Raw genomic sequence first — 14316 nt, 5'->3', positions numbered from 1 at the left:
TCCCCTCATAATAACCAGAGGCAGCAAGGCTTCCAGAGTATAATAAGCCAAATCACTCTATGTTCTAAAATTTATAACATGATAAATAAAGCCCTTATTCATAATCACATCGATGAACTCTTTGGCCATGACATGCATGCTAAAAGGGTCACCTCACTTGCTAATGCCGCTCACGGAGTGATTGAAAAGGGGTCACTCGCTATTCATGCCATTGGCGCTGGCTTAGCCCAAGCCAATAAACTTAAGCGTAAGTCTGCTATTAAACAAGTAGACCGATTACTCAGTAATACAAAGTTAAACGTCTGGCAATTACTGGACTCCTGGGGGCCTTATATTATCGGTGCACGCAAAGAGATAGTGGTCTCTCTCGATTGGACTGAATTTGATTCAGACGACCATTCAACCATCGTACTGAGTATGCAAACAACCCATGGACGTAACACGCCACTGCTATGGAAAACCCATCGTAAACATGCTTTAAAAGGTAATAGAAACAACCATGAAGATGAGTTGTTGGTTAAGTTAAGGTCGATCGTTGCAGAGGATGTTAAAGTGACAATTGTTGCTGATAGAGGCTTTAGTGATACGGCACTATTTAACTTCATTGAACATGAGCTGGGTTTTGACTTCATCATTAGAATTAAGGCTAATATCAAAGTCACCGATGCGGTAGGAGAGCTGTTTCCAGTAAAGGACTGGCTATTACCCAGCGGCATAACAAGAACCCTTAAGGACGTTCAAATAACGGGTAATAAGCAAGCAGTCGCTCGGGTCATTTGCACCAAGAAAAAAGGCATGAAAGAAGCTTGGTATTTAGCATCAAGTCGACGTGACCTAGTGAGTAGCAAGATGTTGACTTTATATGGGAAACGTTGGGGGATAGAGACGACTTTTCGTGACATTAAAGACTATCGTTTTGGCATGGGGATGAGTGCCACCTACACGCGTTCCCCGGTACGTAGAGACCGGTTGTTTTTGCTAAGCGCCTTGGCGATAGGCTTGCTGACGCTACTAGGAAAAGCGGGCGAGGATGCTGACTTGGAAAAGACAATAAAGGCAAATACCAGTAAAACTCGCTCATACTCTCTGTTTCGCCAAGGTTGTATTTACTATGAACTGTTACCCACGATGCGAGAAGAGTGGGCAGAACCTCTAATGGATAATTTTTATCGTTACCTTAAAAACCAGCCTATTTACCGTTCAATTTTCGGGATTATTTAAAATTGAAAAATGAGGGGATCTCTAAGGATGTACAGGCAAATCCAGTCGCCGATGACAAAATAGTAACATTAATGAGTCGCTAGGACTGTGTTGCATTAGGGGATCCTTGCTAAGTTTAATACCTAATGTTGACCTCAGCATCCAATTTTAAGTGCAAGGTGGTAAGAAGTGAGGAACCAGAGAGAGTAAAATACTTCGGCGAGCCATTTACATTGGCTTAGGTTCCGGTAAAAATATGCCACCGTTTACACTCTTCAGTCTGTCTTATATATGTCCCTTGTTTTCGTGCTCGTAGAACCTACTCGTCCAGCCAATGTCGGTGCAGCCGCCAGGGCAATAAAAACCATGGGCTTTGAACAGCTTATTTTAGTCAATTCAAGCTTACATCTCGACAAAGAGGCTCATTGGCTGGCTCATGGTGCCACTGACATATTAGAGCGTACCTTAGTTGTCGATTCAGTTGCTGATATTCGTGCACAATATGATCAGTTGATCGCAACCACTGCGAGGGAGAGAGGAACGCCTAGACAATATTTAACACCTGACGAGCTTAAAGGTACCTTAGTTCAGCAAGCGGGCTCGGTAAACAAGATAGCTCTGCTCTTCGGTCGAGAGTCTAGTGGCTTGTCTAATAACGAGCTCGATTTATGCGATCTTTTTTCCTATGTTCCTCTGATAAATGACTACCCTTCCCTCAATCTGGCTCAGGCTGTCATGGTATACAGCTACGCCCTTAGCGCGGTCAATAATCGTCTCAAGATCGAGCAAGTCGATGCTCAAGAAGGGCAGCTACAGGCGTTGAAGAGCAGGACTCAGGTATTGTTACAACAGCTCGATACCAAGGATGATGCAAAACTGTCCCGCTGGTTACTCGATGGTATGAGTTTACTCGGTGACAGGGACTGTAAGATGGCGCATCAACTGCTCAATGACATTGGCAGGAAGCTTAATATCAAGGAGGAAGAAGGCAGACTAAGTTAAGTCAACTACCCTGTTTTATACTATTGCCCCTCTTCTTCCAAACAAGATATACCTCATTAAATTATGAGGTATATCTTTGCATATTACTCACTTGAAAAGTGAATGCGAATCACTCTCCTTATCCTTATAAATTGCTTATCTTTCACGCACCTATAATATTTTCAAGCATAATAAATTAGTCTATCAGACTAGCCTGGATTATCTATTATTTAAATGAGATAGACCGAGTTTACTCTGGCTGTGGCTGCTTGTTTGAATAACAAGATCAAGATCAAGACCATGGCTAACAGTTTGGCCTACACGCCCTTAAAGTTAACTAGCTTTTGGAGACTGCTGATGAAAGGCAAGACTAAAGTCACACAAGTATTAAATCAGATGTTGCTGTTAGAACTAACTTCGATCAATCAATACTTCCTACATGCCCGTATCTATAAAAACTGGGGGCTGGAGGAACTAAACGAGAAAGAATATAAAAAATCGATTCTTGATATGAAACAAGCCGATGATTTAATTGAGCGAATTTTGTTTCTTGAAGCCCTGCCTAACTTGCAGCAACTGAATAAACTGAGGATAGGTGAGCACACAGAAGAGATGATTCAGTGCGATAAGGAGCTGCAAGACGAGCAAATTTCCGCTTTGCGTGGTGCCATCGCCTTGTGTGAAACCGAAGAAGATTACGTCAGTCGAGAGTTACTCGAAGAGATCTTAGAAGGTGAAGAAGATCACCTGGATTGGATCGAGTCGCAACAATTCCTCATCGATGCCACAGGCATTGAAAATTACCAGCAAACTATGATGGAGGATTAACATGAAAGGTGTTCAGAACGTCATCAAGCACTTAAACAAACAACTGACTCTGGAGTTAACCTCAATGGATCAGTATTTGGCTCACTCTAAGATGTATGAAGACTGGGGGATTAATAAACTTCATGAGAAGCTGGCTCACGAGTACGAAGAGGAGTTGGAGCACGCAAGACGCCTGACTCAACGTATATTGTTTCTGGAAGGCACCCCGGATACCGCTTCTAGGCAACCGATTAATGTAGGCGATAACGTCAAACAGATGTTAGAAAATGATCTTGAAGCAGAAAGAACCGTAGCGGAAAGCCTCAGAAAAATCATAGGGATCTGTGAAAAAGAGCAAGATTATATTAGCCGGGAAATACTCGAAGATCTGCTGGATGATACCGAAATGGATCATATTTACTGGTTAGAACAACATCTTGGCCTGATAGGAAAGATGGGAATTCAGAACTATGTACAATCTCAAATGGGCAGTCAGGATGGTTAATTAATCGATTTTTTACGAGAACCTATTAAAAATGGGGTATCCGTAGTTATGCCAATGGGTATAAACATTGATACTCCATTTTCTTACTCTTTGCCTTGTCTCTGAATCGCTAAACTCTCGCTGAGTGACCGCACCTTTATACCGATTGATATGACTCTTCAATTAAACGCCATAGGCTAATATTTGCTTAGCGTTAAACCTAGCGGGCTGGTATTGAATTCCTTGTGTGAACTAATTTCTTGCTTGAATCAGTTGAGTACAGTGTACCCTCGGTTGATCATACAATTTTTAACTACCATCTGTTTCTCTGCTTCATGACTGGTTTCATTTTGTCTCTTAGAACGGTTTCTTCCCAGAGCACCACCAACCACACCGACGGCCGCACCGGTTTTAGCACCATCGGTACCAGAGCCTCCAGAAATAGCGCCAGCAGCAGCTCCTAGAGCAGCCCCTTTTGCTGCACCCGATACTAGGCCACCTTCTGTTTTTTTCTTCTGGGCCTGCTGTGACAATTCAGTACACTGATGCATATCGAAAATGTAATCTTTTTCATCGACACTGGATTTATCGATAATGACATTCGAAGCAGAGGCAGCTGTGTGGAACAGGAACAGACCTGCCGTTAGTAATACTTTCTTCATCAGGACACCTTAGTTGTAATCATTATGTTAATAGGCTACTACGATCTGTATTAGCCGTAAACAGGAAGATAGTAAGGTAAAATAACTGAATGTAGACTTAATGATGTATGCGTTACTTAAGTTATAGCGCCTGACTAGGTGACACTGGATCACTGAATTGATCAGAAAGAGACTTCATTTTTCAATCGCTGGATTTCACCCAGTTTCAGTTTATCACTTCAAGTTAACCTAAATAGAATAACAGCCTAATAACGCTTAATTCGGACTACCTTCATCACTTCAATTTCGAATCCCGCCACTTTCTCAGTTTCAGGATAATAAGTCATATTGACGCGATTTCCCTTAAGGCATTTGAACTTCTTAGGTCGTCTGAACTTAAATGGCGCATCACAGCCCTCAATCATCACAGTGTGCTGTACCCACTCTTCAACATTTCTTTGAGTATGAGAGATAATCTTTACTCCTTCTGAGTGTACTAGCTTGTCGTGTGTAGTGAGCATCTTATCTACTGGTGATTTCATTTTATTCCCCCCTGTTGAGCAGTCGTTAATGATAGCAAGGACGGCGCTAATTCGCACTAAAGAGATCCAATATCAAACAGATAAATGCTGAACTAAACTTAATAGGCAAAACCTGACAATTGACCTGTATCGGGTGAACTATGACCTCTATTAAAATTATAACGTTTCCCTGCGTTATCCTTCTGGTGTTAACTCTGTTGTTTATGCTTCTATTTGCTAAAGAGACTCAGGCTGATCATTGGCTAAGGGTGCTGACTTGGGAAGGATATGTAACCCAAGAAGACGTAGATAATGTCAATCTTCTATTAAAGGAACAGGGTTATAAATATAAAGTCGATATTGTCTCACCCTATGCCCAGGGGGCTGAGCAGATGTTCGATATCATTCGTGCTAAGCAATGTGATATCACATTTCTTACCCTCTTCTTCATTAAGATGCAAAAAGAAAAAACGGCCAAATTAATTCAAGCAATAGACATACACTCCCCTCGTTTAACGAATTATGCCGACCTTTATCCTAATCTCACGGGGCTAGACATGGGAATGAATAGCCAGAATCAACCCCTATATATCCCTTGGGGGGGTGGCATATATGGTTTCTATATCAATAAGAATAAAGTTAGAGATGGTGAGATACCTGAATCGGTGGATGCATTTTGGAAAAGTGAGTGGCGGGAAAAATTTTCATTAAACCAATCTCAGGAGTGGTATAACTTAGGCTTAGCCTTGATGAAGCAAGGTCTCTCTCCTTTCTCTCTATACGAAGCGATACAACAAGGAGATCGCCAAGCCGTACGAGAGATATCTAACCCTAAGGGTGAGCTGCAACAAGAGCTCTCTTCTCTTTATCACGCTGCTGGCGATTTTTGGAAAACATCTCCCAAATTCCATCAAGACTTACTGATCGTCAGCAGCTGGGGACCTGAAATATATGCTGAAAATGAGAAAGGGTCTAATTGGCAGTTGATCGATTTCAAGGAAGGACACATGGCTTGGTTAGATACCATTAACTTCGTTAAGGGCTTAGAAGGCAGGAAACTCGAAGCGGCGGAGATCTTCGCTAATTATTTCATTAGCAAGCAGGTGCAAACTCGTGTGTCACGAGAACTCTCTATGGTACCGGCATCCAGACAGGCACCTGTCAATTCCATGCTGGGGGATGCAAGCAAAATTCTCAAGGAAAACATGTTTGTGCCTCCCTATGATCATAGCTCTTACGAGATCATGAAAAAGATGACCGACAAGGCTAACCGAGATGCAAATCAGGATGGCAATAACATGTCATCTTCCCAGTAATGATACTAATTGGGATAAGAAGAGCTAGCCATATCTATCTTTTATCTAGCCGTAGTGGATGATGTAATAGGCCCATTGACCAAATTAACCATATCTGTCTCTTATCCAACCGTAGTGGATGATGTAATAGGCCCATTGACCAAATTAACCATATCTGTCTCTTATCCAACCGTAGTGGATGATGTAATAGGCCCATTGACCAAATTAACCATATCTGTCTCTTATCCAACCGTAGTGGTAATAAGCCCATTGACCTAAGCGTCTTAAACCCGGCATAGGAAATGACGGTAGCGCTTGCCTGTAGAGAGGCAAGTCGGGTGTCTTCTCACCTGCAATGCTTTGGGCTAAGCGAAATGCTGCCTGAGCGCTAAAGGAAACACCTGAGCCACAATACCCTAAGCTATAACCCACTCCATTCTCTTGGTAAACATGGGGCATATCATCCATGGCTGCTGCAATCCATCCAGTCCAATTGTATGACACGCCAACCTTGGCTAAAGCCGGGAAACATTGATTGAGAGCATATTTTAGCCGCTCTGCGTACACAGGATCCGATGCATCCTTACCAAATATTGCGCCGCGACCACCAAATAAGAGACGATTGTCGGGCAATAATCGATAGTAATACTTCAGAATACGGGTATCCATAATCACCTGATGAGTTTTCAGACTCGATTCACTCAATTGCTCCGCTGTTAGCGGCTCAGTCACAATAATATTACTCAATATGGGTAAGAACTTTCCATCGACGCGGGGACTAAATTGTTTGGGTGTATAGGCATTTCCTGCAGCCACCACGCATTTTGCCAATAGCTCACCTTGGGAGGTGATCAATCTATGCTTCCCCTGTTCCTCAATCCATTTTTCGACACATGAGTCTTCATAGAGCTTAACTCCTCGAGTTTCTACTAAGTGTTTATATCCCAAAACTAACTTGAGCGGATTGATCCCAAAACCATCCTCTAGCCTTAGCGCCCCATAAGCTTGCTTGTGATCCACGTACTCATGTGCGAGTTTCTTCTGGGAAATAAATTCTGCCTGACCACCCAGTTCACTGGTGATAAACTCTGCTGCTTGCTTAAGTTGCTTGAGGGACTTGGCATTATGGGCGATTTTTAGATAACCTGGCGGCTGGGGCTCACACAAGATGTTATTGTCTTGGATGAGGCCACTGACACGCTCGACAGCCTGACTAAATTCACTATAAACACCTTTCGCCGTATCCAGTCCCCATCGATTGGCCATCTGGCCATAACCAAGGCGTCCTGAGCCTTTGAGAACAAATCCCGCATTACGGCCACTGGCACCGAATCCTATCTGATTGGCTTCTAGCACTGTAGCTTCAATATTGAATTCAGTTGCTAAATAATAAGCTGTCAGTAGCCCTGTATAGCCCCCACCTACGATGGCGACATCGGTTTGATAGGTGCCTTTGAGTGCAGGATTAATCTGAGGTGGTGACTCTATGGTACTTGCCCAGTAGGAGTCCGGCCAGTCAAGGTCTCTAGGATTTGGGGCGACGAGAGGGTCAAAATGTGTAGAATTAATTAGGAGCTGGGCCATGGTGCTTCTTTATCTTAAAGTTCAGTTATTAGGTGTGGGTGTGAATATGCGCTGGGGGAAACTTAGCCTGACATGGGTCAGGCTTCAACCCGCTATTTGAAAATGAGCAACATTTCACAGGCGGTGCAGTGACAATCGGCTCCACAGATCACACAGATATAATCAGGGTGTTCTTTGGTGTCGTTCCATCTGTCCGGGTGCTCTTTTATCAACATGGCACCAGCCTTGGTAAAGTATTTTACAGCCGAGTTGTTCGGGCTCTGCTTCCAAAGGTGGCTAATTCCGGCTATTGCGCCTTGCCGTTTGGTGGCAGAGATAGAGGCGCTCAACAGCTTGCCCCCTATTCCAGCCCCGCGATATGGTTCGGCTACAGTATTACACTTAAAATAGCAGACCCTTTGGTGCTCAATTCCCCATGCATCGGGTGTACACCACTTATCGGTTTGCCAATTTCCTGGTGCATAAGTGAGACGAAATCCGATCAACTTTCCATCCTGATGAGCGACAAAGTTTGCATTTATCTCATCCTTGATACCTTTTTGGTATAAAGCAGCTAACGATGTCTTATCCAGGTAACCATCACCATGAACCTGATTACCTAGTGAGATAACATCTGCAAAATGTTCCGGGCTTAACGTTTGAATCATAATTATCTCCTGGGAAATAGTTGGCACCTGTGAATACTTGATGAATAAGCTAAACAAAAATGCGAGATAAGTACATAGTTAGTCAAATCTAGAGCCGGATCCCACTGTTTTCTTTTTATCGCTTATCTCATTCCCTAAGAGTTAATGTGTAAAATATTTATTATAGCGAATACTTATTCAGACTTTATCAAACCAGGATTTACCTGTAACGTGAGCGCCAATAAAAACAAAAGATGGGGAAATCTTTAAATGAAAAAGTCGTTATTATCGTTAGCCTTGCTAACCGCGCTGTCGGCATGCTCACCGGATGTCGAGATGAACCAAATTAAACCACAAGCCAGCCATGATACCAGTGTCGTTGAAGTTATCGCGGCTACAGATGACTATCAAGCCATGCTGGACAAATTTCTTTCTGTGGATATACAAGCGGATCTATCTAGTTTAAGTGATACCGATAAACAGGTCCTGCGTAAACTTATCTCCGTTGCAGATGTACTGGATAAGGTATATTTAGAGCAGACCTATGAGAATAATGCCGACATAAGAAAACAGATCCAAGAATCAAACTTAGCCAATACTGAACAATTACTCTCTCTCTATGATCTTCACTACGGTCCTTGGGACACGCTAGAAGGTGACAAAAGCTTTTTCGGTGACATTGTCCGCCCTGAAGGCGCCGGAGTATATCCGACCGACATGACTAAGGCTGAGTTTAATCAATGGATCAAAGACCATCCCCAGGATGAAGCGGCATTCAAGAGTGGTTATACCGTAATTAAGCGTGAAGGCGATAAGTTGGTCGCTATCCCCTATAGTCAGGCCTATGCAGAAGAGATGCAGCATGCAGCGAAATTGATGCGCGAGGCAGCCGCTTTAACACAAGATGCTAGCCTGAAGACCTTTTTGTCTAAGAGAGCCGATGCCTTCCTCAGTGATGAATACCGTGATTCTGAAATGGCTTGGATGGATCTCGATGGCACACTAGAAGTGGCTATTGGTCCCTATGAGACTTATACCGACAAGCTGTTTGGCTATAAGACCTTTTTCGAAGCCTTTATTACCGTGCGTAACCCAAAAGACAGTACCAAACTTGACGTGTATAAGCAGTATCTTAAGGGGATGGAATTAAACTTACCTATTCCGGATGAACATAAGAATTTTCAACGTGGTTCAGAATCACCGATTTCTGTTGTCGATCAAGTCGCAGGTGGTGGTGATAACAAGCCTGCAGTACAAACCACAGCCTTTAATTTACCCAACGATGAATATGTTCGTGAGGTAAAAGGCAGTAAAAAAGTTATGCTGAAAAATGTACTGAATGCTAAGTATAAGGCGGTAATGCAACCAATTTCAGCCTTGATCATAGCCAAACCACAGCAGTCATTGCTTATGGAAAGTTACTTCTTCAATGAGACTCTATTCCATGAGTTATCCCATGGTCTGGGTCCGGGGACCATTATCAAAGATGGTAAAACGACCACTGTTTCCGAGCAGCTGCAGGAGACCTATTCTAAGATTGAAGAGGGCAAAGCAGATGTAATGGGAGCATATAATATGTTGTTCTTGATGGATAAAGGTGTACTGCCTAAGTCAGAGAAAAATAATATGCTCGTCACCTATTTCGCCGGCTTGTTCCGTTCCATGCGTTTCGGTGTCCATGAAGCCCATGGAGCAGGTGCTGCGTTTCAATACAATTACTTCAAAGAGAAGCAGGCATTCAGCTTCGATAGCAGTACACAAAGATATACCGTTAATTTTGATAAGATGACCCAAGCCATCACAGATCTTGTGCGAGATGTTTGTATGATCCAAGCTTTAGGGGATTATCAACAATCTAAAGACTTCTTAGCTAAATATGCCGTCATGGCTGACGAAGTTGCCACTTTAAATCAGAAGATGAAACAGATCCCGACGGATATCAGACCAAACTACCCAAAAATCTAATTTGGATATTTATTCATTACTGTTCGATGCCCCATGGTTTGATGACCATGGGGCATTTTTTGCTGATATTTTATCCGGTTAAAATCAGTAGAGCATTTGTTAACCAAAGGTTATTATCGTCTTCATATGGAATAGTTTAGGACCCGTTATTAATGGAAAAATTGCCCCAAGAAGAAACAGGTGTACGTTTTAAGAATGCCATCGATAAGCCCAAAAAATTGGCCGTCGTCACCTATCAATTTATGTCGAAAATACTAGGTACAATGAGCGGTATGCTTGGCAGGTTGACGGCAGCCCAAAAGTTATATTTGTTAGCCCTCTTTTTACTCCTTTTTTCTGACAACCTTGGTATGGTTGCTATAGTGACAGTGATCGCCTTGACCTTGGAATTTTGGCCCCTATTTGAACGAGTCTGGCATAGCTTATCGGGTAAAGCCGTGTTACTCCTCTTCTATGCCGTGATAGCAAATTTTGCCATCGCAGGGGCGGCTTCCGTGGTCAATGAAGTCGTCGGCGTATCTACTGAGCATTTCTCATACACACATAACTTTGCCATCTTGCTCTATTTACCCGCTTGGATCATTGTTATGACGGCATTGGCAATATTGATGTTACAAGTGGCTGTGCCCTTCTATCTTTTTGGTCTCTTGTTACTCAAACCCTTCGGTGTAACGGGTCTTAAACTCATCAATCACAATCACTTCAGATTCACTACCATGCTCATCCGTCTGATTTTATCTTCAGTGGTACTTTATCATCTGGTATTGATTGCTAGCCTGGACAATGATTTAAGCCAAGACATCGCAGATCCCGATGGTTTGGTAATGAATGAGCTTTCCACACAAGATAAAGAAGAGTTATCTAAAGAGCTCGAAAAGTTGCGAAAAGAGGAGGAAACCGATGAAGAGTCAGTTACTTTCGGGCTGTCTTTCAACGGGAATGATGCTGAGAAAAAAGAGCAAGTTGACGACTATGAACATGTTCGTGGGGATTATGAAAAAATGGTCAGAAGCATGATCGCCAGGTTTGCCTATCAGCTCGAATCAGACAGTCGTTCACGTTGTGAAATATCACCGGATAGTAATATCGTAGAGCTCAATGACTATGAAATTGTAGAAATACGTCGTGATAAATCTGCCGATTATGGCTATAGCTTCGAGGTAAAGAAGTGCATTTCCCCCGCGTTTGGATTAGATAAATCGAAACCTGCAGCAAGTTAACGCATTTCAGGGCCAGTGATATTGGCGATAAGGTGCTAAGACAAGATAATTAGCACCTTATTTTCAAGAATCAGTATCAGTCAATAAAGGGCTACCAAGGTATTTCTTGTCCACGGAAGTCTAAAAACTGCCCGCTTTGCCCCATATCGAGTCCATCTAGTATCCGCTTTAGCCCGGTTACGGATTCTTGAGTATCAATAAGGCCATTGGGGCCGCCCATCTCGGTTCTAACCCAACCTGGATGAAGGGCCACAACAGCGATATTATCTTCTCTTAAATCTACCGATAAACTCTTAACTACAGAGTTTATCGCAGCTTTTGATGAGCGGTATATGTATGCCCCCCCACTAGTATTATCGCCCATGCTGCCCATTTTTGAAGACAGGATCGCAAAAGTACTGGAGGATGCTAGCTTAAGGTTTGCCCTAAAAGCTTCTAATACTTTTAAAGGAGCGATTGAATTGATCTCAAAAACCCTGCGCCACTCATCCACGTCGATATCTCCGAGGAGACTTCCTTTAGGTCCATAATAGCCTGCATTATTGATCAGCAGATCTATGGGCTCCCCCTGTAAGTTATTGGCGAGCAGCTGTAAGCCTTGATGATCTGTGACATCCAGTTGAAAAACAGATAGTGAGTCATTTTTATCAAGAAGTTGTGTCAACTCCGCTGCTTGCTCTGGCTCTCGACAACAGGCTGTTACATTCCAGCCATCTTGCAGATACTGTTTGACCATAGTCAGGCCCAGCCCACGGTTGGCGCCGGTTATAAAAAGATGTTTAGACATTTTTCTTCCTTGGATAGGAGTAATGAGGGCAGTCAAAGTTAATTTTTTAATTATAGTGAGACTAATGTACACATAAACAGTAAAATACTATATAACTCATAGCTGAGGCTTAAAAGTTAGGCCTTTTTATTAGCCAGAAACTCATCTATCAGTAAAGATAATTTATCATGAAAATGTTCTTCAAAATCATCTAAGTCACTTTTAAAATGATCTAGATATTGGGCGGCCTTATCATGACTTAATTGCTTCTGATTAACCGAATACTGCATCTCTGGCAAAGATTTATCATAGCGAGGAAGTGGCAGCCAGATAATGAAGTTGGCATCAACTTGTTTAAGTTCCTGATTGGCGAAGCGGCAGAAGTCGGCAATATAATCTAAGCCATCCGGTCCTAGGCAACCAGGCTCGATTCTACATAAGACCGTTAGTTTCTTCTCTTTGGGCAAGCTGATCGTTTTAGGCATTAATATAAACCAAACATTATCTGTCTCATCATTATAACGCTTATCCACTAAAGCGTAATTCAAAGCTTGTAACATAATTATCACAGTTAGTGCTGTTTTCCATTATTTCTACAGTTATTTATGACACCTCAAAGCTTACCAGCTAACTTTTGCTTTGTCTGTTGCACTCGTTATCATCACGTAAATAGTTAGATAGCTCAGTTTACTATTTAATGTTTAAAGTCTTATCAGGATAGGTGGAGATTGAGGTGCAATCCCCACCTATCCTGTACCCAAAATCATGGATATGAGCTATCATCAGTGGTAAATAAAATTTAAGTGATTAGCCTTGGAAATTAAAGATTTTATATCACAAACAATCAGTTGTGAATCTGTTTTCGCTGTAGAAACCATTCAAACCCTCTGGAGTGGTTATGGTGAAATTGTCCGCTATCGACTCGAAGGACAAGCCTGTCCAGCCAGTATTATAGTCAAATCAATTCGTCCTCCCAAGCAGACTCAACATCCCAGAGGATGGAATACTTCGGCTTCCCATCAAAGAAAATTACTCTCTTACCGCGTAGAAGCCAATTGGTATCATACTTGGTCTAAGGTGTGTGATGAGGGCTCTCGAGTCCCCAGCTGTTATGGTTTATCATCCTATGATCGAATCGATGCCAGGGTTACCAGCTATGATGCAAATTCTCAGTGCTTCAATGATGATAATGCGGCTATTATCTTGCTCAGTGACCTCGATGCCGAAGGTTTCCCCTTACGGCATAATAGGTTAACCATAGAGCAAGCAAAGGTCTGTATCGAATGGCTTGCCTGTTTCCATGGCTATTTCATGGAGGAATCCCCTCTGGAAAGTTGGCCTGAAGGCCTATGGAAAACAGGTTGTTACTGGCACCTTGCCACACGAAAAGATGAATATCGAGCTATGCCTGAGTCTTCGATTAAACAGGCGGCCCACAAACTCGATACATTGTTAAGCCAAATCCGTTTTAAGACACTCGTTCATGGCGATGCCAAGGTCGCTAATTTCTGCTTCAGCGAGGACAGCTTACGAGTCGCCGCCGTCGACTTTCAATACGTTGGTGGTGGTTGTGGCATGAGAGATTTGGTGTATTTCCTCGGAAGCTGTTTGTCTGAAGAAGAATGTAAACAACATCACGCTTCCCTCACCCGCTTCTATTTTTGCAAACTCGATCAGGCATTAATTAACATAGGATCAGCAATATCTTCAAGGGATGTTGAACTGGAATGGCAGCCACTCTTTGCTATCGCTTGGGCCGATTTTCATCGATTTATTTTAGGCTGGGCACCCGAGCACTATAAAAATAATGAATTCAGTAGGAGTATGACCAAGCAGGCATTAAACAGTTTAACTTGAATCTTTTACTTACTCGGTTTGTCAAAAAACATGATGAATAGTGGGGTGCAGCTCGACTATGACTAAAATAATTGAGGGCTTAAATTACCCATATCAGTTAATTTCAACTAAACTTTGATACAAGAGAGCTAACGGATAAACGTAAATAGGCATAGCGCCAAATGTGTCAAAGGACACTTTTATTACAGTATCAGGGCTCTCTGCTTAGAGGATAAACTCGCCCTGTAAAAATATCAGCTCATCACTCTGTTACGATTTTAAAGATTCATCCCTCCCCTGACATGATATAAATGTATAATCATTTTTTCCTAAAATATGGCGTATGAATACATGTTAAATAAAACTTGCTGCCTTTTGTTTGCTTTATTT

At 42.5% G+C, this 14316-nt stretch carries 14 protein-coding genes; 8 read left to right on the top strand and 6 right to left on the bottom strand.

Going from position 1 to position 14316, the window contains the following annotated elements; translation table 11 throughout:
- The first annotated feature begins 78 nt into the window (after positions 1–78).
- From sps_RS04430 to bfr (sps_RS04415), 4 genes are all read left to right on the top strand, one after another.
- On the top strand, positions 79–1221 hold the full coding sequence (locus sps_RS04430) for an IS4 family transposase (RefSeq protein ID WP_077751384.1): 1143 nt from the start codon (positions 79–81) through the stop codon (positions 1219–1221).
- Positions 1222–1491: 270 nt separating this feature from the next.
- Entirely contained in the window at positions 1492–2202 is a 711-nt protein-coding gene (locus tag sps_RS04425) for a tRNA/rRNA methyltransferase (RefSeq protein ID WP_077751422.1), read from the top strand.
- Between the two features lie 336 nt (positions 2203–2538).
- Complete coding sequence (bfr, locus tag sps_RS04420) at positions 2539–3009, top strand: bacterioferritin (RefSeq protein ID WP_077755548.1); 471 nt, start codon at positions 2539–2541, stop codon at positions 3007–3009.
- A gap of 1 nt (position 3010) precedes the next feature.
- A complete protein-coding gene (gene bfr / locus sps_RS04415; protein WP_077751421.1) occupies positions 3011–3493 on the top strand; it encodes a bacterioferritin in 483 nt (160 codons plus the stop codon).
- A 248-nt stretch (positions 3494–3741) separates the two neighbouring features.
- Here bfr (sps_RS04415) and sps_RS04410 read toward each other — a convergent pair whose 3' ends face one another.
- Both sps_RS04410 and sps_RS04405 read right to left on the bottom strand, forming a co-directional pair.
- Positions 3742–4134 (bottom strand): glycine zipper family protein, encoded by a 393-nt coding sequence (locus sps_RS04410; protein WP_077751420.1) that lies wholly within the window; start codon positions 4132–4134, stop codon positions 3742–3744.
- A gap of 245 nt (positions 4135–4379) precedes the next feature.
- Positions 4380–4655, bottom strand: coding sequence for a hypothetical protein (locus sps_RS04405; RefSeq protein ID WP_077751419.1), 276 nt, complete (start codon positions 4653–4655; stop codon positions 4380–4382).
- A 140-nt stretch (positions 4656–4795) separates the two neighbouring features.
- Between sps_RS04405 and sps_RS04400 the strand changes: the two genes are divergently transcribed.
- Positions 4796–5950: an ABC transporter substrate-binding protein gene (locus tag sps_RS04400; protein ID WP_077751418.1), complete on the top strand. Its 1155-nt coding sequence runs from the start codon at positions 4796–4798 to the stop codon at positions 5948–5950.
- Between the two features lie 204 nt (positions 5951–6154).
- Here sps_RS04400 and sps_RS04395 read toward each other — a convergent pair whose 3' ends face one another.
- Positions 6155–7513, bottom strand: a complete 1359-nt coding sequence (locus sps_RS04395) for an NAD(P)/FAD-dependent oxidoreductase (protein WP_077751417.1) — start codon at positions 7511–7513, stop codon at positions 6155–6157.
- A gap of 92 nt (positions 7514–7605) precedes the next feature.
- Positions 7606–8160: a GNAT family N-acetyltransferase gene (locus tag sps_RS04390; protein ID WP_077751416.1), complete on the bottom strand. Its 555-nt coding sequence runs from the start codon at positions 8158–8160 to the stop codon at positions 7606–7608.
- Positions 8161–8409: 249 nt separating this feature from the next.
- On the opposite strand from sps_RS04390, the gene sps_RS04385 reads away from it, so the two are divergent.
- On the top strand, positions 8410–10104 hold the full coding sequence (locus sps_RS04385; RefSeq protein WP_077751415.1) for a dipeptidyl-peptidase 3 family protein: 1695 nt from the start codon (positions 8410–8412) through the stop codon (positions 10102–10104).
- A gap of 152 nt (positions 10105–10256) precedes the next feature.
- Positions 10257–11324 (top strand): hypothetical protein, encoded by a 1068-nt coding sequence (locus sps_RS04380; RefSeq protein ID WP_077751414.1) that lies wholly within the window; start codon positions 10257–10259, stop codon positions 11322–11324.
- 91 nt (positions 11325–11415) lie between these two features.
- Here sps_RS04380 and sps_RS04375 read toward each other — a convergent pair whose 3' ends face one another.
- Together sps_RS04375 and sps_RS04370 are read right to left on the bottom strand one after the other, a co-directional pair.
- Complete coding sequence (locus tag sps_RS04375) at positions 11416–12111, bottom strand: SDR family oxidoreductase (protein ID WP_077751413.1); 696 nt, start codon at positions 12109–12111, stop codon at positions 11416–11418.
- Between the two features lie 116 nt (positions 12112–12227).
- A complete protein-coding gene (locus sps_RS04370) occupies positions 12228–12575 on the bottom strand; it encodes a hypothetical protein (protein ID WP_077755547.1) in 348 nt (115 codons plus the stop codon).
- 328 nt (positions 12576–12903) lie between these two features.
- Between sps_RS04370 and sps_RS04365 the strand changes: the two genes are divergently transcribed.
- Positions 12904–13947, top strand: a complete 1044-nt coding sequence (locus tag sps_RS04365) for an oxidoreductase family protein (protein WP_149027214.1) — start codon at positions 12904–12906, stop codon at positions 13945–13947.
- Positions 13948–14316 lie beyond the last annotated feature (369 nt).

Origin of the sequence: Shewanella psychrophila (assembly GCF_002005305.1) — a bacterium.
GTDB classification, from domain to species: domain Bacteria; phylum Pseudomonadota; class Gammaproteobacteria; order Enterobacterales; family Shewanellaceae; genus Shewanella; species Shewanella psychrophila.
The sequence above is the reverse complement of the archived record's forward strand: the minus strand, read 5'-3'. Positions and strand labels throughout refer to the sequence as shown.